This is a genomic window from Moraxella sp. CTOTU46934 (genome assembly GCF_031979465.1).
Classification (GTDB): domain Bacteria; phylum Pseudomonadota; class Gammaproteobacteria; order Pseudomonadales; family Moraxellaceae; genus Faucicola; species Faucicola tetraodonis.
In genome coordinates this window covers 49311-69460 of the sequence record NZ_DALZEG010000013.1, presented here as the reverse complement: position 1 = coordinate 69460, position 20150 = coordinate 49311, and the positions used below count along the sequence as shown (strand labels likewise).

Annotated in this window: 18 protein-coding genes; 8 read left to right on the top strand and 10 right to left on the bottom strand. The window is 44.5% G+C overall.

Annotation, left to right across the window (positions count from 1 at the left end):
* The first annotated feature begins 119 nt into the window (after positions 1–119).
* Both tnpA and RTN07_RS09890 read left to right on the top strand, forming a co-directional pair.
* Positions 120–530 (top strand): IS200/IS605 family transposase, encoded by a 411-nt coding sequence (tnpA, locus tag RTN07_RS09895; RefSeq protein ID WP_159676508.1) that lies wholly within the window; start codon positions 120–122, stop codon positions 528–530.
* Between the two features lie 9 nt (positions 531–539).
* Positions 540–698 (top strand): hypothetical protein, encoded by a 159-nt coding sequence (locus tag RTN07_RS09890; protein WP_312177778.1) that lies wholly within the window; start codon positions 540–542, stop codon positions 696–698.
* Between the two features lie 90 nt (positions 699–788).
* Here the strand turns inward: RTN07_RS09890 and RTN07_RS09885 are convergent, their stop codons facing one another.
* From RTN07_RS09885 to RTN07_RS09875, 3 genes are all read right to left on the bottom strand, one after another.
* The gene (locus RTN07_RS09885) at positions 789–2000 is read right to left on the bottom strand and encodes a ribonuclease D (protein WP_312177777.1); all 1212 of its coding nucleotides are present in this window, start codon (positions 1998–2000) and stop codon (positions 789–791) included.
* Between the two features lie 82 nt (positions 2001–2082).
* On the bottom strand, positions 2083–2691 hold the full coding sequence (gene recR, locus RTN07_RS09880) for a recombination mediator RecR (protein ID WP_007115924.1): 609 nt from the start codon (positions 2689–2691) through the stop codon (positions 2083–2085).
* Between the two features lie 179 nt (positions 2692–2870).
* On the bottom strand, positions 2871–3200 hold the full coding sequence (locus RTN07_RS09875; protein WP_007115923.1) for a YbaB/EbfC family nucleoid-associated protein: 330 nt from the start codon (positions 3198–3200) through the stop codon (positions 2871–2873).
* Positions 3201–3386: 186 nt separating this feature from the next.
* Between RTN07_RS09875 and RTN07_RS09870 the strand changes: the two genes are divergently transcribed.
* The gene (locus RTN07_RS09870; RefSeq protein WP_312177776.1) at positions 3387–4157 is read left to right on the top strand and encodes an NAD-dependent deacylase; all 771 of its coding nucleotides are present in this window, start codon (positions 3387–3389) and stop codon (positions 4155–4157) included.
* 86 nt (positions 4158–4243) lie between these two features.
* Here the strand turns inward: RTN07_RS09870 and RTN07_RS09865 are convergent, their stop codons facing one another.
* Positions 4244–5485 (bottom strand): O-succinylhomoserine sulfhydrylase, encoded by a 1242-nt coding sequence (locus RTN07_RS09865; protein ID WP_312177774.1) that lies wholly within the window; start codon positions 5483–5485, stop codon positions 4244–4246.
* A 91-nt stretch (positions 5486–5576) separates the two neighbouring features.
* Between RTN07_RS09865 and RTN07_RS09860 the strand changes: the two genes are divergently transcribed.
* From RTN07_RS09860 to dusA, 3 genes are all read left to right on the top strand, one after another.
* Entirely contained in the window at positions 5577–7340 is a 1764-nt protein-coding gene (locus RTN07_RS09860) for a phospholipase D family protein (RefSeq protein WP_312177772.1), read from the top strand.
* A 299-nt stretch (positions 7341–7639) separates the two neighbouring features.
* Positions 7640–8962, top strand: a complete 1323-nt coding sequence (locus RTN07_RS09855; RefSeq protein ID WP_312116390.1) for an MFS transporter — start codon at positions 7640–7642, stop codon at positions 8960–8962.
* A gap of 108 nt (positions 8963–9070) precedes the next feature.
* Positions 9071–10075, top strand: a complete 1005-nt coding sequence (gene dusA / locus RTN07_RS09850; protein ID WP_312177770.1) for a tRNA dihydrouridine(20/20a) synthase DusA — start codon at positions 9071–9073, stop codon at positions 10073–10075.
* Positions 10076–10092: 17 nt separating this feature from the next.
* Here the strand turns inward: dusA and RTN07_RS09845 are convergent, their stop codons facing one another.
* From RTN07_RS09845 to RTN07_RS09830, 4 genes are all read right to left on the bottom strand, one after another.
* Entirely contained in the window at positions 10093–10827 is a 735-nt protein-coding gene (locus tag RTN07_RS09845) for a CPBP family intramembrane glutamic endopeptidase (RefSeq protein WP_312177769.1), read from the bottom strand.
* A 29-nt stretch (positions 10828–10856) separates the two neighbouring features.
* On the bottom strand, positions 10857–11780 hold the full coding sequence (locus tag RTN07_RS09840) for an alpha/beta fold hydrolase (RefSeq protein WP_201666041.1): 924 nt from the start codon (positions 11778–11780) through the stop codon (positions 10857–10859).
* Between the two features lie 2 nt (positions 11781–11782).
* Positions 11783–12865, bottom strand: a complete 1083-nt coding sequence (sppA, locus tag RTN07_RS09835; protein ID WP_312177768.1) for a signal peptide peptidase SppA — start codon at positions 12863–12865, stop codon at positions 11783–11785.
* A gap of 91 nt (positions 12866–12956) precedes the next feature.
* Complete coding sequence (locus tag RTN07_RS09830; RefSeq protein ID WP_312177766.1) at positions 12957–15818, bottom strand: ComEC/Rec2 family competence protein; 2862 nt, start codon at positions 15816–15818, stop codon at positions 12957–12959.
* 102 nt (positions 15819–15920) lie between these two features.
* Here RTN07_RS09830 and RTN07_RS09825 point away from each other — a divergent pair, with 102 nt between their 5' ends.
* Positions 15921–16745, top strand: a complete 825-nt coding sequence (locus RTN07_RS09825) for a YdcF family protein (protein WP_312177764.1) — start codon at positions 15921–15923, stop codon at positions 16743–16745.
* Here the strand turns inward: RTN07_RS09825 and lolD are convergent.
* Both lolD and RTN07_RS09815 read right to left on the bottom strand, forming a co-directional pair.
* On the bottom strand, positions 16742–17419 hold the full coding sequence (gene lolD / locus RTN07_RS09820; protein ID WP_312177763.1) for a lipoprotein-releasing ABC transporter ATP-binding protein LolD: 678 nt from the start codon (positions 17417–17419) through the stop codon (positions 16742–16744). The genes RTN07_RS09825 and lolD overlap by 4 nt on opposite strands.
* A gap of 9 nt (positions 17420–17428) precedes the next feature.
* Complete coding sequence (locus tag RTN07_RS09815; protein WP_312177762.1) at positions 17429–18664, bottom strand: lipoprotein-releasing ABC transporter permease subunit; 1236 nt, start codon at positions 18662–18664, stop codon at positions 17429–17431.
* A gap of 306 nt (positions 18665–18970) precedes the next feature.
* Here RTN07_RS09815 and RTN07_RS09810 point away from each other — a divergent pair, with 306 nt between their 5' ends.
* On the top strand, positions 18971–19948 hold the full coding sequence (locus tag RTN07_RS09810; RefSeq protein ID WP_312177760.1) for a hypothetical protein: 978 nt from the start codon (positions 18971–18973) through the stop codon (positions 19946–19948).
* Positions 19949–20150 lie beyond the last annotated feature (202 nt).

Below are 20150 nucleotides of genomic sequence, written 5' to 3'. Positions count from 1 at the left end.
TTGACTGAACCGCTTAGGCGGTTTAATTGGTCTGCGTATTTATCTCGTATGCGTAGCTTGAGTGTTTTCATAGGTTTAAGTATAATTGGGTTTTTATATTTTACATTTGGTCTAAATATATGTCAAACGATTTAAGACGTGGTAGGCACGTTGTTTACAACCTTCATGTGCACTTGGTCTTTGTGGCTAAATACCGCAAAAAAGTATTCACTAAAGAGATTTTAGACGATATGCAGGTTATCTTTGAGAAAGTTTGTTCAAAGTTTGAGGCTCAACTAGTTGAGTTTGACGGTGAAAGTGACCATGTGCATTTATTGGTGGTTTATCCGCCCAAAGTGGCTATTTCTAGTTTGGTGAATAGCTTGAAAGGCGTGTCTAGTCGGTTATTGCGTAAAAAAGAATATCCGTCTCTTAAAGAGCAGTTATGGGGAGAAGCGTTGTGGTCGCCTAGTTATTTTGCAGGTAGTTGTGGCGGTGCTCCAATTGAGATTATCCGCCAGTACATTGAACAGCAAAATACACCGCATTAAATACCATCTGTGTGTAAGCATGATTGCGGAGTTGCCTTATGTCCACCGCCTGAAGTCGGTGGTTTTACGGCAACAGAGGATAAAGATGTCGCCATGGTGACGATGGCAATTGCGCTGATTGCGGTGACGGTGGTGATTGTTTTGGGTACCATGTTGGGTTCTTTTTAAGCCGTTTATTTTTAAGCGGTTTATTTTTAAGCGGTTTATTTTAAGCCATTTAGTAGTAAAAAATCCCACTCAGCGGTGGGATTTTTTTATTTATTCAGCGGTCGTTTCATGGTCAATAGATGGCGGGTTGTTGGCAATCACCGTATCTAAAATGGGTAAAATCTCTGCCATAATCCACGCTTTGCGCCACCCACTCAGCCAAGGGCTTAATGCCGGTTTTTCTGCTGCGACAGCATAAGCATACAGCTCTGACAGCCATTTTTTTCGCATCAATACTGTTTCATTAATTGACAGGGTTTGCCCATGCTGTTTGATGGCTTTTTCCAGTTGCTTTTGCACATCGCTAGACAGACTGCGATACGGTAAAGGCAATAGAGCTGGGTAGGCTGCGTCATCTTCTTTGCGCACTTTATCAATCAGCGTCAAAATCTCTTGCCCATACATGCGAATCACATTGGGCTTGATACTGGTAAAACCTAGCTGCTTCATACTAAAAGGCGGTTTTTCGATGATTTCACGCAGCGCCTGCGGCCGCAGGATAAAAGTGCGTGGTCTATTGATTGATTTGGCAAGTTGTTCGCGCCATTCGCACAGAGTTTGCAGCATGGCGAGTTGCTCGCGATTATCGCGGTAATCAGCGACACTCAAATACAAGGCGTTATCAGGCGTGCTAAAGTTAGCAAAAATTTCTTGGGTATAGCTTTGGCAGTCTTCAACCGCATATTGCCATAAACCTTGCTCGGTCAACTGTGTTTTGATGGTCGCAAACATCGGCAATAAATAACGCACATCGTCTACCGCATAGCTTTCTTGCTCAGGTGTTAATGGACGCTGCAACCAATCTGATTGGCTTTCACCTTTATCCACATGCACGGCAATCGTTTCTTGCAGCGATTTTTGATAGCCAAGCGAGTTTTCACCGGTCAAAAAACCCAAACCAATTTGGGTATCAAACACATTGCGCAGTGCAGGCAAGTTGGAGAGTAAATAATAAATTCCCAAATCTTCGCCACACGCATGTAACACCACGGTGGGTATATCCGCTAACACTTCCCAAAACTCTTCTAAATACAGCTTGGGCGCGTCAATCAAATAAATCGCCTCACCCGTATTGATTTGTATCAGCGCAAGAATGGGAAAAAAGGTGTCGCGCTTGATAAACTCAGTGTCTAACGCAATGGTATCGACTTGTTCTAGGTCATCGAGCAGGGCAAAAAGCGCGTCTTGAGTTTTCACCCAATGGATTGGCAAGTCATGAAGTTGTTGTAATTGGGCTGGGCTTAACGGATTTTGGATGAGCATAACTTGGGTCTTGTGGACGGATAATTTAAGCGTATTTTATGATGAATCTAGGATTTTGTCTTGTCAAACTGATGAAAAGATTTTATAACCGTCCACGATTTTGCAGGGCTTGACCCAGTGTCATACTATCTAAATACTCAAGCTCGCCGCCCATCGGAATCCCTTGGGCAATCCGGCTGATATGAGTGACGTAAGGCTTGACCGCTTCACTGATAAAATGCGCGGTGGTTTGCCCTTCTACCGTGGTACTGGTTGCCAAGATAATTTCTTCCACCGGGGTTTGCGCGGCTTGGTGTTGCTTTAACAGCCCAATCAGCTGATTGATGCCGAGCTGCTCCACGCCAATGCCATCAATGGGTGATAAATGCCCGCCAAGCACAAAGTATTTGCCATTAAACCCAGCGGTTTGCTCGATTGCCATCATGTCTGCTGCCGTCTCTACGATACAAAGCACGCGCTCATTGCGGCGCGGATCGCTACATATCGGGCAAATATCCTCATCGGATAAACCACGGCATACTTGGCATTGCTTGATATCATGCATCGCCACAATCAAGGCTTCGCCTAGTGCTTGACCTTGCGGGCGCTTATAGCTAAGCAAGTGCAGTGCCATCCGCTGGGCAGATTTGGGTCCGACCCCAGGCAGCACTTTGAGTTGTTTGACAAGTTCATCAAATTTTGGCGTAAGCATAGGCGCATTCTTATAAACATGATAAAAAATAAAAAAAGCTGGCTGGAAAATAAAAAAAGCTGACAGTCAACTATCAGCTTTTTATGGGGGTTTGGCTGCCTAATCGCAAGGCAATTTTCCACTATTTTATAGCGCTACTTGCAGCCTTACTGGATAGCCCTAGTATAGGCTTAGTGGGTTTAAAATAAACCATTCATGCCTGGTGGTAACCCCATGCCGTTGGTGGCACTCGCCATTTCAGTCTCATGTAGTTCATCGGCCTGACGCACGGCATCATTGATAGCAGCGGCAATCAAATCTTCAATCATATCAGGGTCATCTTGCAGTAGGCTTGGATCGATTGATAAACGTTTGACCACATGGCGACCATTCATGGTGACTTTCACCAAGCCACTACCCGCTTCGGCATGCACTTCTTTTTCTGCCAGTTTTTTCTTGGCGTTTTCAACGTTTTTTTCCACTTGCTTCTGCATCATTTGCGCTTGTTGCATAAGGGCTTGTAAGTTCATGAGTGTTCCTGTTTGTTTCTAATGTTGGTGGCTCATTGTAGCGAATTTGACCGCAAACTGTCTATTGCTAATCGTTAGCCCAAATTTTTAACCTACAACTGCTAACCTAAAACTGCTAATCTAAAATCACTCACATAAAAATGCTAAGATAACCTCCTACCATAAACCCATTAACGGCAGCAAACTATGACTATGACAACAAATACACCCCCATCGCTAGAGGTCGCTCTCTATAAAGCCGCTGATGTTATCAAATGCGCCCAAAATATTGCCATCTTGACGGGGGCAGGCGTCTCGGCTGAAAGTGGCATTTCGACTTTTCGGGATAAACTGACCGGACTGTGGCAACAATACCAAGCCGAATATTTGGTCAGCATTCAAGCGTTTGAAAAGGAACCTGCCTTGGTGTGGCAATGGCACCAATGGTGGCGTGGACAAATCGCCGATAAACAGCCCAATCCTGCCCATTTTGCCTTAGGTAAATGGCAAGCATTGGCAAAGCAGCAAGGCAAAACTTGGACACTGTTTAGCCAAAATGTCGACAATCTACACGAGCAAGGCGGCGCTACGGTGGCAAAACTACATGGCGATTTGGCCAAAAATCGCTGTCATGATTGCGGCAAGCCGTATGACAAAGCGATTGCTGTCACAGATACTGAGTTAAAGCATTGTGAATGCGGCGGTTTGATTCGCCCGGATATTGTGTGGTTTGGCGAGATGTTGCCCCAAGACGCTTGGCAAACGGCAGAAACGGCAACACTCAATTGCGACGTATTGGTGAGTATCGGCACATCAAGCGTGGTCTATCCCGCGGCGGGCTTGATTGATTTGGCGAAACAACAGGGCGCAACCGTCATCGAGATTAATCCCAATCCGACCCACACCACAGCGGTTGACATCGTGTTACCCAACAACGCAGGGAAAATATTGCCGTTGTTGGTCAATACGCTGAAATAAAAAAGCACAATAAAACAGTGACATAAAAAAGCCAGTAAATTTTGCTACTGGCTTTTGGGTTCTGACTAGTGGCTTTTGGCTTTCTGTTAGGCGAGTGTATCCAAACCGCGTTTTAAATCAGCGATAATATCATCAACATCTTCAAGCCCCACCGAGAAGCGAATTAAGCCTTCATTCACGCCTGCCTCGATTCTTGCTTCAGGTGTCATGCGAAAATGGGTCGTCGTCGCAGGATGGGTAATGGTGCTTTTGGCATCGCCTAGGTTATTGGTAATCGAAATCATGTTGGTACTATCGATAACATGCCAGGCTGCTGCTTGGTCAGCCACCTCAAAGCCAATAATGGCACCAAACGCACCGCCTTGCACATTTTTGAGTGCGGTGTGTTGGCGTTTGGCGATGTCATGGGATGGGTGATCGGGCAAGCCTGAAAAATGCACTTTGCTGACTTTTGGGTGATTGTGCAAAAATTTAGCGATTTGATTGGCATTTTCGCAGTGGGCTTTCATACGCAGTGACAAGGTTTCTAGACCCTTTAGCAACACCCACGCATTAAATGGCGATAGACTAATCCCACCGGTACGCACTACCCCAAAGGCTTTTTCCATCAATTCATTGTTACCGACCAGTGCACCGCCTAGCACACGACCTTGACCGTCAATATATTTACTGGCGGAATGCAATACCACATCCGCACCCAACATTAAAGGTTTTTGAATGGCAGGGGTAGCAAAGCAGTTATCGACGATTAATAGCGCATCGTGGTCATGCGCGAGCCTTGATAAAAAGCTTAAATCGGCAATTTGCGCCAAAGGATTGGAAGGGCTTTCGCAGTACAGCACCTTGGTATTTGGTTGCATCGCGTTTTGCCAAGCGTCATTGTCAAAGCAGTCGACATAACTCACCTCAACGCCAAACGCTTTAAAGTAGGTATCAAACAGGGCGACGGATGAGCCAAATAATTGCTTGGCTGCTAGCAGATGATCACCGGCTTGCAAGTACGCCAAACACATGGTCAAAATCGCGCCCATGCCTGATGCGGTTGCAACGCAGCGCTCGCCTTCCTCTAAAGCTGCCAATCTACGCTCAAAAGCGCGCACGGTTGGATTGGTATGGCGCGAATAGACATTGCCTTTTTTATTGCCATTAAAATGGTCGGCGGCATCGGCGGCATTTTTGTATACGTAGGAGCTGGTGGTAAAAATCGCTTCGTTATGTTCGCCTTCGTCGGTACGGTGGTAACCGCCGCGCACGGCGATGGTTTGGTCGGCATAGTCTAGGCTTAAATCAAGTGCATCACTTTGCCAGTTGGGATCTAGTTGGGTCATAATGTTACATCTTTTGTGCATCAAATAAATTATGATAGCATAAGTTGGATTTGACGGTGGCTTTCAAGTCAGTATTTTATGCAAAAACGCCATGACAACCAACTTTTCTAAGGTGAATGCCACGTTAATCAGTGATTTTTTTAAAAGGATTCAGGCTTTGGTAGCAGCATTTTATTCGGTATCTGTTGGCTTTGTCAGACTAGCATCGCAAAAACTCACCACCAAAATTGTGACGTTTTGCTTGCCATTGCTACTTACGCTGCTACTTACGCTACTTACCGCTTGCCAAATGCTGCCGAACAACCCCCATATCGCCGCTACGCCAACTGTATCAACGCGGTTGCCAAGTTCGCAAAAATTTTCCGAAAAATCGCGTATACAAGGTCATTATTTAATCAGCCGTATCAGTGCCAGCAAAAACCCCTCACCGAGCAAATTTTCCGGTTATTATCCGTTGATTGATAGCAGTGATGCGTTCGCCTCACGCAGTATTTTGACTGAAATGGCTCAGCAAACCATTGATATCCAATATTATATTTGGCACAACGATGCAGCAGGACAATTGATGCTTAAAGACTTGTACCAAGCTGCCAATCGGGGTGTCAAAATACGACTGTTACTCGATGATTTGAATACCAATCCTGAACTTGACCAACAGCTGCTTGCCTTTGCTGCACATCCTAATATCCAAGTGCGATTGATTAATCCCAAATTGGTGCGCAGCTTTACCCCCGCCAATTTTGTGGTAGCACTGCCCCGCTACCAACGCCGCATGCACAATAAAAGCATGACCTTTGACCGCCAGTTATCCATCATTGGTGGGCGCAATATTGGCGATGAATATCTGCGTAAAGATAGCATCGCTGAGTTTGCTGATTTGGATGTTTTGCTTGCCGGCAAAGTGGTCAACCAAATCAATGATAGTTTTGAAGATTATTGGGATAGTCCTCTATCGTATGATATCGAGCGTTTGGTCAAACCCTCAAAAAATCCCGATCGTAATAAAAGCGATGAGCCATTTTTGGGGACTTTGACTGCAATTGCACCGATCAACAGCCAGTCCCATCTGCATAAAAGCTCGCAACTTTATCGGGTACAAAATGGCGCAATAGTTGACAAACAACTGTATAACAAAAAAATCCAATTTCGTTGGCAACCAATGGAATTTTTGGCAGATGATGTCAAAAAACTGCTTAATCAAGATGATAAAGATAGCCGATTGGTATCCAAGCTTCGGGCCCGTATTGGCACCCCAAAACAGCAATTGACCATTGTCTCATCGTATTTTGTGCCCACTGACTTGGGCGTACTGCAACTAAGCAAACTCATGGAAAACGGGGTAAAAATCAATATTTTTACCAACTCGTATGAATCAACCGATGTGCCTATCGTGCATTCCGGGTATAACGTGGCACGCGTGCCGATGCTCAAAGCAGGAATTGGACTGTATGAGCTAAAATCCTCTGCCGATGCAGACTTTCGCCGCAAAAAACGTAGCTTATATCGCAGTAAGTATAGCACCAGTTTGCATACCAAAGCCTTTGCGGTGGATGACAAATATACGTTTATCGGTTCTTACAATGTGGATCCGCGCTCTGCCAACATCAATACTGAGCTTGGTGTGCTGATTGAAGATAAAGCGCTTGCCAAATCCTTTCATAATACGTTTGATAACTCTATGCTCAATATCAGTTACCGCGTACATCTTAAGGATAATGAACAACTGATGTGGCAAACCCATGATGATAAAACCAATAAAAAGCTTATCAGCTTGGATAAAGAGCCGCATATGACGTTTGTCAATGGACTTTGGCTAAAGATTTTTTCTGCTTTGCCATTTAAGCGCTTATTGTAAGCTGATATATTACAAAAAACACACATTTTTGATAGTAAAAATAGTACCAAAATCACTATAGTATGCGGTTTCAAAAAGTAATATATCTCAACTGTTAAATCATGACGTTTGCTTGTAATATTTATTTAAATAATTAAATTTATTACAGTTTTGATAAATTACTGTTCAATTTGTCAAGTGATTTAATTTGTCAGGTGAATAGTGACGAATTTAATTTTTTAGCACGTTAAATAACCTATTTTTCCATTGATTATAAAGCTTGTAAACCTTTAGCCAGCTTCTAGGTGATATTGTCGACTATGCCATTTTTTCATGATGCCAACGAAGAAATTAGGGATTTAAATCGCTACGAAAAAAACGTGGTGTATTTAACGATTTTTGGGGCTTTTTTTGCTTCCTTTGATTTTACAATTTATTTTTATTTTAATGATAGTATCAATCAAGCTTTTTTCCCAGAAAATATACCTGAGTCATTAAAGTCGATTTGTTTTTTGCTGCTGATTTTAGCCGGTTATATGTCAAGACCGCTAGGCGGTTTGATATTGGGTGATATCGGCGATCGCTATGGCAGAAAACATGTGTTGCTGTATAGTTTGCTATTAGTGGGTGCGTCTGGTTTAGTGATTGCCTGTTTGCCTAGCTATCATCATATAGGTGTGGCAGCGATTGTTCTCATGCTATTATTGCGTTTAATTCAAGGCTTTGGCTATGGGGCTGAGGTGCCCGCTTCATGGGTCTATATTGCTGAGCATATGCCACGTCGTCAATTAGGGTCAGTGTGTGGCGCCCTCATCAGTGGAGTGATTTTGTCGACGTTGATGGGCAATATTTTAAGCGCCACGTTATCAAATATGCTCACCCCCACCCAGATGCAATCGTATGGTTGGCGTATTCCTTTTGTCATCGCCAGTATCGGTACGCTATTTGCGGTGCTGTTACGAACCAAGCTTGAAGAAACCCCGCTTTGGCTGATGGCTAAGTCTAAAAAGCGCTTGGTTAAACGTCTGCCAATACGCCGAGCTATTATCAAATACCGTTATGGTACAGTGATGACGCTGGGTTTGTCTTGGTTTACCGCCAGTGTTTATTTGACGATTTATTTGCTTTTACCGATTTTGGGCATCCAGTTTTTTGATGTCGATACCAGTTTGATGATGATATCCAATGGGGTGGGTATTATCTTTGGTGGATTGGGGGCGTTAACCTATGGTTATTTTGCCGATCGTTTTAACTCAGGTCGTGTATTTACTTTAGGCTGTATATTTTTAAGCATTGCCAGTGTTGTTTTCTTTGTTTCACTAAAAAACAGTAGTGAGTTACTACTGATTAATTATGCAATTTTAGGGTTTTTCTCTGGTGTGATTGGCTTAGTCCCAAGTATTTGTGTGCGTCTGTTTCCGGTTGGTGTGCGCCTAAGTGGTATTAGCTTTACCTATAACGTGGCGTATGCATTGGCAGGTGCATTGTTGCCTGTGCTATTGATTTATTTTTCCCGTAAATTAATGCTTTCAAGCGCCTTGTATCTGGTGTTTGTCTGTGTGATTGGCATTATCATGGGTATGTTGTTGACTAATTTGCATGGTTTGTATCGCATGGAAGACAAGCGGCTGATGAATTCCTAAGCTTTTTCATCGCTGATAGTTGTTTTACCCTCGCTTTTTTAGCGCCTGCTTTTATTGATTGGCTGATAGATTAGCTATAGATTAGCCACTTTTTTTGAATGCTTACTGATGACCCTGCCTATGACCCTGCCTATGACCCTGCCTTTGAATACCATGCAACATAAACGATTGTCCACCGCACCGATGATTGATTGGAGTACCCGCGATTATTGTTACTTTGCTCGATTATTCAATCCTTATACTTACCTTTATACTGAAATGATCAGTACCTCGGCGATATTGCAGGGCGATACAGACTATCAGCTGCGATTTTATCCCAATGAACATCCCTTGGTGCTTCAGCTTGGCGGCTCGAATCCTGACGAATTGGCGCGCTGTGCAAAAATCGGGCAAGACTACGGTTATGATGAAATTAACCTAAATGTCGGCTGCCCGTCCGATCGGGTACAACATTACAAAATCGGGGCGTGCTTGATGGCAGAGCCCAAATTGGTGGCAGATATTGTCTCTGCAATGCGCGATGCGGTGGATATTCCCGTCACTGTTAAGCATCGCATTGGCATTGATAATTTTGATAGTTATGAGTTTATGGCGGATTTTGTAGATCATGTGGTGAAAGCAGGTTGTCAGCATGTCATCGTCCATGCGCGCACCGCTTGGCTACAAGGCTTAAGCCCTAAACAAAATCGTGAAATTCCGCCCCTTCGCTATGAGGATGTGTACCGCTTAAAGCAGGATTTTCCCGATGTATTCGTGGAAATCAATGGCGGTATCACCACTATTGATGAAATCAAAACCCATCTGACGAAAGTCGATGGTGTGATGATTGGGCGTGAAGCTTATCACAACCCTTATATTCTAGCCGAAGCCATGCAGCTGTGGGGCGAGCCAGTACCTAGCCGAGCGGATATTTTTTATCAGTTACTGGATTTTTTGGCAGCCAGTGACGCGCGTGGCACACCGTTGACGGCCATTATGCGCCATTATTTGGGCTTGTTTCAAGGATTGACAGGCAGTCGTAAATGGCGTCAGGCACTTAGCGGGCAAAAATCCCTCTCGGTCGCCCAGGTTCGTGAAGCGGGTGAAGCGGTTTTGGCGTTAAATGCGGGTTAAAAGTTAGCTAAAAAAGACTAGCCGTATAAATACTGCGCCATCGCCAAGCCATTATTCATCATATGCAACACCACAGGCAATAACAGTGACCCTGACATGATACGCCCATAGCTAAATAACATTGCTAGACAAAAAATTCCCAACAACTCGACCACACCGTATTGCATATGAATCACCGCAAATACAATACTGGTCAGCACACTGGCACCCCACATACCGAGCTTTGAGCTGGCAAGCCCTGTCCACATAAACCCGCGAAATATCACTTCTTCATAAATCGGCGCAAATACCACCATCGCCATTACCAGCAGCCACCGTGGATGTGCGGACTCAGCAAGATTGTCCATAAACATCATGGGCTCGCGACCCAGCCAGACGGTGACTAGATTAATGATAACATTTAGCACAATCAGCAGCGCGCTACATTGTAACAACTGATACCAAGTAAAGGATTTAAGGGCAAGATAATCTTTGACACGGCTGTTTTTAAAGCGGATAAACAAATAAACGCAGCCTATCACCATGGCTAAGGTAAAGCCTAACGATAGACTCATTAACGTGCCGTTTTCACTGCCCTGCAACACTTTTTCAGCGATATCCAAATCTGCTGCATCTTGTAGCACCCATGGTGCAAATAACACCACGCCCATCAATTGACTGGCAAAAAACACCGCCAATAACACCATAGATAGCACAATGGTCTTTGGCAAATCATAGATGGGGGTGCTAGGCTGTAACGATAAATTTTGCACATTAAACCTTTGAATGGATGTTTGTGTTGTCACTGGATATCATGATTGACTGAGTAAATAAGCGCTTTGATTCGTTCAAACGTACTGGCTGGGTATTCTAGCGGGAACATGTGCCCCCCTTCATGCACTTCAAAATCAATGCCCATACGCTGTTTGACCAGCGCAGGAAACCCGCGTTTGAAAAACAGGCTATCTTTACCAATTATTTGCTTGGCAGGGACAGCCGGCGGATGGTTAGGTTTTTGCCAGTATAGCGAGGGATTGGTGCGAAACACCGCTACTTCCACCGCTTTTGGAATGGTAAGCGTCACTTGCCCATCTGCCGTATCAGTCAAGCCATAACGAATAAAATCATTAAAACAGCGCTCATCAAAGTGTCGATAGAATGCTTTATGTCGCAGATGCTCGTAGGCAACTTCACGGCTTGGCCAGATGTCACGGCGATGGCTTGATAGACCTGCAGGCGTGAGCCTATCTACCAACCGTGGGCTGAAGCGTTTTGCCCAATGTAGTGCCATTGAATAGTAGCCATGAATGAGCGGTGGGTCTAAGGCAATCACTTGGCTAAATAGCTCGGGCGCCTCATAGCTGGCTTGCAGTGTGCACAATGCGCCAAGCGAATGCCCTAGTCCGATGACCTTGGTTTGCCCGCGCGCGCTTAGGTGCGCTTGAATGCTATCAATCACTTGTTGGGTCAGTTTTTGCCAATGATTATCAACCGGATAACGCGGGTCAATCCCTAACGCTGGGATATAGACAATATCAAATTCATCACTCAGCAAATCAAACAGATATTGATAGGTTCGCGATGGAATACCATTGGCATGCGCGAAGTGTATCAGCGGTTTTTGCCCTGTCACTTCTATCGCTGTTATCCCCTCTATGCCTGTCGCTAGCGTTGGGGCAGAGGGCAAACCATTGGCTAATGGATGCTGACTCGTCTCAGATGACATGGTTATTGCATCCCTTTATCATTTGCAGCCGCTTGAGTTAATTGGCTGGCAAAGCCTTTGGAGACCGTTTCGCCAAACCCATAGCCGATTTGGCTAGCAAATTTACCGAACACTTTTTTCACCGGGTCTTCTGGGTTATATTCCACTACATTGTCTAGTTTTAGCTGAGACTCAAGGGTACTGATGCCGCCTTTTTTATCCGCCAAACCGAGATTAATCGCTTGCTCACCACTCCAAAACAACCCGGAAAAAAGCTGATTGGCGTCAGGATTTTTGAGGCGATTGCCGCGACCTTGTTTGACAGCATTGATAAAATGGGCGTGGGTGTTATCAAGGACACCTTGGACATGCTGGCGCTCAAAATCGGAAAGCGGGCGGCTCATGCTTAAAATATCTTTGTGCGCACCTGCCGTCATGGTGCCATCTTTAACGCCTAGTTTATCCATCAAACCTTGGACATTGTAGCTTGGCATAATCACGCCGATTGAGCCGACCAAGCTTGAGGGATTAACCCAAATTTCATCTGCCGCAGATGCGATATAATACGCGCCTGAAGCGCCCATATCTTCGATAACGGCATACAGTTTTTTGTTAGGATGCGCCTTTCTCAATTCGGTCATGGTTTGCCAGATTTCATCGGATTGTACAGGCGAGCCACCCGGTGAGTTGATGCGTAACGCCACCGCTTGCGCTTGGTCGTTGTTAAACGCTTCCGTCAATGCTTCGCCCACCGCTTGACTATTGGCTTCATTGTCGCTGCTGATGACGCCTTTGACATCGATGACGGCTAAATGCGGTTTGCTCATACCGATATCACTCATGCTACTTTTGGCAGAGCCACTACAGCCTTTTGCCACCGCCGCGCCAAACAGTAGCACATAGCCCAAGGTGATGAGCTTAAAGAAAATACCCCAGCGTCTTGCACGGCGCTGCTCCACAAGGCTTGCCATGAGGGTTTTTTCTAGCAATTGCCATTCTTGGCCTGCGTATGGCGCATTGGGTGGCAAGTTTTGCGTATGGTTTGGATGAACAGGTGGCTTTGATTGTGAGGGTTGGTTGGGATCGGGTGGCCAATTATCTGACATAAAAGTTCCTTAGCAATAGGTAATTTACCGCCCATGATAGGGGGAAGCGGTCAAAATTACAATCACTGCCTTGTAGCCAAATCGTCAACTATCAGTCAGTATCATCTGGGGTGAGCGTGTACATTACTGCGCCCACTTGATCGGCATACAGGACTTCGAACGGGTGGTCGGCAGGGTTATCCACTGACCAACTAGTCAGCGATAATTGGCTATCTTCACCCAGTTTTTGTGACTTATACACGCCTGTCACCACATGCAGTAAGGAAGGTTTCGTCAATGCTAGCCACGATGGTTTAATGGATAACGTATAGGGCTGAATGAGTAAATGCGTCGCCGATACCGTGCATAATTTTTCAGTCATTTGCATGGGGATATCGCTATTACCTGCCAACATCAGCACATCGTAGGGTTTGCTGGTTGGTGGCATAAAACGGATGTGAATATAACAGGTTTGGGTCGCTAGTTTTTGCTCATCGGTTAAGGCTAAATCCAAGGGCCATCCCGACACCGCTGTCACTTCCAAGCCATCTTGTTGCCAACGTTGGGCGGTTTGGCAGCTCCTCGGTGTAATCGCACGAAAACTTGCAGATACAGCCTTATCTGTCACATCAAGCCTGCTGTGTTCGACATCATACCCTGCCAGCCAATAGGCTTTAACAGGTACATGGGTTGCCAGTTGTTGCACCAGCTCATTGACGCGGACACTGGGCGTTTGACTAATCACCCCAGTTAATTGGTGAACTTGCTGATTTGCCAACAGCGGATAGATATCACGGTTCAACAGCGAACTGATTTCTTCATCAGCCGCAACATTGCTGATAGCTTGTTTGGTTTTCAAAAAATTGGGTTTATCCGCCTGAGTGGCTTTGATTTGGTTATCGGACAAAATAAGCCAGCTATCATCGCCTTTCTTTAACAAACTGATCACCAGTTTAGGGTTATCACCAACTGCCAGAGTCGGCTTGTTGTTACTTAAACTTCGCTGCTGCAGTGGCAGTAATATCAATAGGATAGCCAGTGGCAACATCAGCATTTTAGGCAACAAGCCTTTTAACAATCCCAGTAGCGCAATTAACAAACACAGGGCAAGCTGCGTTTGTGACAAGGCGAAAAATGATTGATTGGCAACACCCATGTTGATAAGTTGGTTGAGCAAAAGATGAAATACATTGAGCAGGGTTGTTAGCATCGACCAAATGATTTGACTCAGCCAATCCCCTACCACGGGTAGCCAACTAACGACACCTGCCAACATATCCAAGGGTACAACCACCAACCCTAAAAATGGTACGGCTAGCAAGTTTACCAAAATGCCAATGACTGATACTTTGCCAAAAAACCACACCACGATGGGCAGCATCCAAACAAATAGCCAAATTTGTAGTTTTAATAACGCCTTGAATTGATGGCTGATGATTTTAACAAAACCACTCAGCACCTCGCTGCGTGCAGTAGGCGCTAGTAACTGACTAACATCCTTAATTTCAATGGCGCTAACTGTCCCTATTGTCTCGCTAAATTTTAACAGTAAAACCACCGCCACAAAGGACAACCAAAACCCTGCTTGCCCGACTGCTGTCGGTTCTAGCCAAATCATGCCTAGCGCAACCCAAGCCAACAGCCGATAAGCAGAAAAATTAACCAATAACTGTTTCGACAGCGTAAGCAGTAACAGCATCCAAAATGTCCGCTGGGCAGGTATTTCAAAACCCACCAGCAGCGCATAAAACCCTGCTATCACCACACTCACCCAAAGCACCAATAAACTACTCGGTAATTTGACCAACAGCTGGGGCACAAGCCACTTAACGAGCCATAATACAAGAATGGATACGATAGCAGCGAGCATCAACACATGCGGGCCTGAAATTGCTAATAAATGGCTAATCCCCGTGACTTGATAGCGATTCTTAAGGTCGCTATCCATCAGGCTTTTATCACCCGTTAACAATCCCAATAAGATTGCGTGGCTTTGAATAGCGCTTTGACCAGAACTTTGACTAGCACTCTGACTAGAATTTTGACCAGAACTTTTAAGCACGGGTTGGGCAATATCGTTTTTAGCATTGACTATAGAGGTGGATTGTTTCAGATGGGCTCTATGCAAATTGGCGAGGATTTTTTGGCGTAGTTGCCAGCGCAATTTTTCAATAGCAATAACCGTACGGTCTGTGACATGGGATGGGTTAAATTCCCGTAGGCTCGTTTTTTCAATACCGATGATCACTCCTTTTGCTTGCACACCCCGCTGTCTTAACCATTGCGCTTCATCAAATCCTAGCCTGAGCGGTTTGGCATTGCTGGGTAAACTTGTAGGTTTACGCTGTGCAATGGGCTCAAGCTGTAATTTTACGTTAAGCTGCATGCCAGGTCTTAGCTGAGATAAGGGCGCTTCCCAATCAGGGTTGTCTTTGATGTTAGCGGTAATGAGTGCCGTTAGCGGTGGCCGGGGGGTTGCTGACGATGCATCAGCATCACCGTCCTTATCAACGCGGACTTGCAAAATTTGTTTGATGAAACCATTGCCAATTAAGGCATTATCATTTGATAATGGGCTGATTTGCGCCACCGTATCGCTGATTTGATGCGATTCAACGATGGCATCCACTGTGAGCGCTGAGGGCAATAACGTGTTTTCATACCGCTTATAATGATATAAACCATAACTGGCACTCAACATGAGCGTCAGCAAAAAGATAAAGCTTGATAATAACGGTAAGGCAAAACGGTAGGCGAATGCAGAGTTTGGCGATGCTCGTTTTAGCTGTTTACGGTTGCAGCTATGGTATAAACCTAAATTGATTAGCAGCGCTATTAACAGTACTACTGATAACATCTGCCAAATTTTTGCATCATAACTGGCTAGCGCATAACCTGTCATCAAGGGTTGATTTGCTAGTGTATTTACCACTAAAAAACCCAACAAACTGGCAACCGTGATGAGCCAAATCATGTTTCATCCTTGATAAAGATAGCGATAGCTCGCTACTTCCCTTACAATTATCGAATGAGCGATATAGTAAAACAAATAGCAACTTTTGGAAATTATTAATCGATGTTGACTCAATTTAGTAGCGGCAATGACAATGCCTCAGCCGTAGGGAAAAAAAGTATTCAAATCAGTCTAGGGATTGCAGGATTAATACTGGTTAGTGACTGTGGGCTATTGCTGGCCAATCGTGTTTTTCATATTGGCACCCTAGTGCCATTGGGCATAGGGCTAATTTTTTTAGTCCATGCGGTGTACTGGGAGCGTATCCAACTTTATTTGGCGTCACAGCCGTCATTAAAAAAACTATGGCAGCTGGTTTGGTTATTATTTTTTGTCTGGTTGATAAGTTTTTGTGTCTTTGTCAGCTATTTAAAACAGCACTTTAACACTGATAACCATCCTAAAGCAGCGCAAGCGATTATTGTCTTAGGTGGCGGAACAAAAGATAATAAGCCGACCGATGCGGTAAAACTGCGGTTGGATAAAGCATCTGAAGTCATCAAGCGTTTTGCAAACGCAGTTGTGATAACCAGTGGTGGTTTTGATGCGGGGGAGGATGTCAGTGAAGCCAAAGCGATGGCGGACTATTTACATGACACCTATGGCATCAGCTTAGCGCATATTGCGCTTGAAGAACAAAGCACCAGTACCGAGCTTAACTTTGTCAATAGCAAAAAGATTTTAGCGCAGCAAGGGATTGCCTTAAATCAACCGATAATCGCAGTCACCAGTGATTTTCACACCTTGCGCGCAAGCCTTATTGGCAAACGACAAGGATATACCAATTTACAGGTGGTCGGGTCTGACACACCTTGGTATATCCGTCCAAATGTTTGGTTTCGCGAATACTTTGCTTTTATCAGCGGCTGGCTACTCGATGAGTATTAAGCCACCCACGTGCCATTTTGTAAGGCCAATTGTTTATCCGCTAACTGTGCCAATTGCCGGTCATGAGTCACCATCAACAGCGCGGTATTAAAATCTTTTTGTAGCTCTGAGAGGATTTCAAACACCGCCTGTGCATTGGCGTAGTCTAAGTTCCCTGTGGGTTCATCAGCCAGTATTAAAGAAGGCTTTGTCACCAGCGCCCTAGCAATCGCCACCCGTTGACGTTCACCGCCAGACAGCTCGCCTGGGCGATGGGTCAGCCGATGCCCCAGCCCTACTTTTTCCAGTAATTCAATAGACTGTTGACGCGCCGCTGCAATTGGCACTGCTTTTCGCATCAATAGCGGCATTGCCACATTTTCAATCGCAGTAAACTCCGCTAACAAATGGTGAAACTGATAAATAAAGCCCAAATGCTGGTTACGAAGCTCACCGCGCTGGGTTTCATTCAAATCATTGATGCGTTGCCCATGTAGCCAAACTTCCCCACTGGTCGGCACATCTAAGCCACCCAAGATATGTAGTAAGGTACTTTTACCCGACCCACTAGTGCCAACAATGGCGATGCGCTCGCCACTGTTAATACTGATATCCAAATGATTGAGCACATTCGTGGTGGTTTTACCATCTTGATAGGTCTTGGTGATATTTTTTCCTATTAAAATCGCCGTCATGGCTCACTCCTATTCATAACGCAATGTTTGAGCCGGTTGAATGCTAGCTGCTCGGCGTGCTGGGTAAATGGTTGCCACAAAACTTATTACCAGAGAAGCTACCACGATGATGGATACATCTTTCCATTCAAGTTGTGAAGGTAAATAGTTGACAAAATACGCATCAAATAAATGTAACCCAAATAAATTATTGATGCCGCCTACCACATCGCTCACGGTCAACGCTAAAATCACGCCCAAGATAGTTCCCGCGACGGTACCAATCACCCCGATAAACAATCCTTGCACCATAAACACTTGGGTGATGAGCTTAGGCGACGCCCCAAAGGTTTTTAAAATCGCGATGTCCGCCTTTTTATCAGTCACCAGCATCACCAAGGATGAGACGATGTTAAATGCAGCAACCAAAATAATCAAAAACAGCAATAACCCCACCATGGCTTTTTCCATTTGAATCGCACCAAATAAATTCCCATGCGTCGATGTCCAGTCACTAGGCATGAGCATATTGGGTGCAAGGCTCGCTGCTTGCTGAGCTACTTGTGGTGCGGCAAACAAATCCTTTAGCTTCATGCGAATACCCTGCGCCCCCGCAGGCAGACGCAATAGCGTAGCCGCATCATTCATCGGGATGAATGCCATAATATTGTTGACTTCAGGGCTGATGTCATACACCCCTGTGACGGTAAAACGCTTAAAGCGCGGAATCACGCCAGCAGGCGATGGTGAGGCTTCTGGCAATACTAGCGTGACCATATCGCCTTGTTTCACCCCCAGTGAATCCGCCATTTGCTTGCCAATCACAATGTCAAATTGACCTGCTTTTAGACTATCGACACTACCACTTTCCATATGCTGATGAATAATCGAGACTTTTTTCTCATAGCTTGGCTCAATACCTGTCACCATGATACCTGCGACTTGTCCATTTGCGGTGAGCATACCCTGTAATTGGATAAAAGGCGCGACGGCTTCAACTTTGGGGTTTTGTTGAATCGTTTGCGCCAGCGTCTGCCAGTTTGGGATAATTTCACTGGCAGTGACAGTGGCTTGCGGCACCATCCCCAAAATACGACTCTTGAGTTCGCGGTCAAAGCCATTCATCACCGATAACACAGTAATGAGCACGGCGACGCCAAGCGTCAAACCCACCATTGAAATCAAAGAAATAAAAGAAATAAATCGGTTACTTCGCTCAGCACGGGTATACCGTAATCCTAAAAACAAAGCCAACGGTCGAAACATAGCATTCCTAAAAATTATCACTATTTTGATGATACAAGCAGGCAATGAAATAGCTTATTTCAAAACTATTATTCAAGCCTGCTAAAAGCGTGTTAGTCTGACACACTTTTTTACCATTTTGGCAAAAGTTTTTTTGCAATTTTGCTAAAAATTCGCAGAATCAAACATATCTGCGCAATAAATTGTGGATGTTTTAAGCAAAATAAGGTGAAAAAATTCTGCATGTCCCCATTAACATAGCAGAATTAAATTTCATCCCTGCTTAATCAAGGGTTGATAAACCTGTTGTTACTTAAAGGACGTCTTATGACCAATACTCACCAACCCCCTTCTTCAAATGCCCCCAATACGATTAGTTTAAACTGTGATCAAGTGGTTGGTCATGCAGATCACTGGTCATGTTTTACCAACAATATTCCCGATGACGTCCCAAATTGGTTGCAATCGCATATCGATACTGCCACTCTCCCTACCCCACTAAAGACTACCAACGCCACGTCTTCGCATATTTTACTATCGGGTAATCAGCCGATTCATATCAATCAAGTGATTGAAATTGATAGCAATCGCTCACCCAAACGTTTGATTAATGCGTTTCCTTGTGTCAATAGTCCGTATGGGCAATGGGTCACGATTGAAGGTGTCTATAAATGTGACAATCAGATAGAGGCGATTTTGCGCTTAAAAACTGATGATAATACCGTGCTGTATGTATTTGACCAGTATTATGCCATCAATGCCCACAACTATGAAAAAAATCACCGCTACTTAATCAATCTGAGTGCATTTGCTTACACCGTAAGCTTGAGTAACCGCTCAGAAACTATTGTGGTTGATGAGCCTGAAGCGATTCGCTATCACCGCGCTTTTAATGATATTTTGACCAAAAATAATAACGTTGCCCCAAAAGATCTTGAAGCCCAAATCGCCGCTTGGCAACCTAGCGAAAACGACTTGCCGCTGGAGCCAATTGAAATCAATGTCGGTCACATGTGTGCTTATTTATTTGGTGAAACCATCGGTCAACAAGATGAAGCCTGGTGTCAAGGTCAAATTATTGGCAAACAAACTGCCAGCTTTAACGGCGTTGAATTTGTATTGCTTGATGTGGTGATATTACGTGAAAGCCTTGATAATCCTGTCGTTATTCGTTTAGCGGTCAATGCCGATAACATCGATGCCACCATTCAAGTCAACGATTATATTCAAGCCAATATTTGGCTACAGGGTGCTATTTTTATGGAAAATCAGAAAAAAGCAGCCACCAATTATAGAGCGTTTTAAGCCTTTCCCCGCTAAAATCATTGGTTAAATTTCTCGAAGCCACTGCCGACTATGACAGTGGCTTTATTATTTTGTAAATAAATGTAAATTTTGCGCGTTATTTTATTTAATTCATTGAATTGACTATAATTTTATATTATCGTTATTTTAAATTTGATTTTAATCAATTTTTATCAATCAACGTCATAAATTCTATAGCGGC

Excerpts from the sequence above, each read along its gene's own strand:
- RTN07_RS09840 (WP_201666041.1), bottom strand. The coding sequence starts at position 11,780 with ATGTCATCTGAGACGAGTCAGCATCCATTAGCCAATGGTTTGCCCTCT.
- RTN07_RS09855 (WP_312116390.1), top strand. The coding sequence starts at position 7,640 with ATGCCATTTTTTCATGATGCCAACGAAGAAATTAGGGATTTAAATCGC.
- RTN07_RS09815 (WP_312177762.1), bottom strand. The coding sequence starts at position 18,664 with ATGTTTCGACCGTTGGCTTTGTTTTTAGGATTACGGTATACCCGTGCT.
- lolD (WP_312177763.1), bottom strand. The coding sequence starts at position 17,419 with ATGACGGCGATTTTAATAGGAAAAAATATCACCAAGACCTATCAAGAT.
- sppA (WP_312177768.1), bottom strand. The coding sequence starts at position 12,865 with ATGTCAGATAATTGGCCACCCGATCCCAACCAACCCTCACAATCAAAG.
- RTN07_RS09865 (WP_312177774.1), bottom strand. The coding sequence starts at position 5,485 with ATGACCCAACTAGATCCCAACTGGCAAAGTGATGCACTTGATTTAAGC.
- recR (WP_007115924.1), bottom strand. The coding sequence starts at position 2,691 with ATGCTTACGCCAAAATTTGATGAACTTGTCAAACAACTCAAAGTGCTG.
- RTN07_RS09825 (WP_312177764.1), top strand. The coding sequence starts at position 15,921 with ATGTTGACTCAATTTAGTAGCGGCAATGACAATGCCTCAGCCGTAGGG.
- RTN07_RS09885 (WP_312177777.1), bottom strand. The coding sequence starts at position 2,000 with ATGCTCATCCAAAATCCGTTAAGCCCAGCCCAATTACAACAACTTCAT.
- RTN07_RS09860 (WP_312177772.1), top strand. The coding sequence starts at position 5,577 with ATGACAACCAACTTTTCTAAGGTGAATGCCACGTTAATCAGTGATTTT.
- tnpA (WP_159676508.1), top strand. The coding sequence starts at position 120 with ATGTCAAACGATTTAAGACGTGGTAGGCACGTTGTTTACAACCTTCAT.
- RTN07_RS09870 (WP_312177776.1), top strand. The coding sequence starts at position 3,387 with ATGACTATGACAACAAATACACCCCCATCGCTAGAGGTCGCTCTCTAT.
- RTN07_RS09810 (WP_312177760.1), top strand. The coding sequence starts at position 18,971 with ATGACCAATACTCACCAACCCCCTTCTTCAAATGCCCCCAATACGATT.
- RTN07_RS09830 (WP_312177766.1), bottom strand. The coding sequence starts at position 15,818 with ATGATTTGGCTCATCACGGTTGCCAGTTTGTTGGGTTTTTTAGTGGTA.
- RTN07_RS09875 (WP_007115923.1), bottom strand. The coding sequence starts at position 3,200 with ATGAACTTACAAGCCCTTATGCAACAAGCGCAAATGATGCAGAAGCAA.
- dusA (WP_312177770.1), top strand. The coding sequence starts at position 9,071 with ATGACCCTGCCTATGACCCTGCCTATGACCCTGCCTTTGAATACCATG.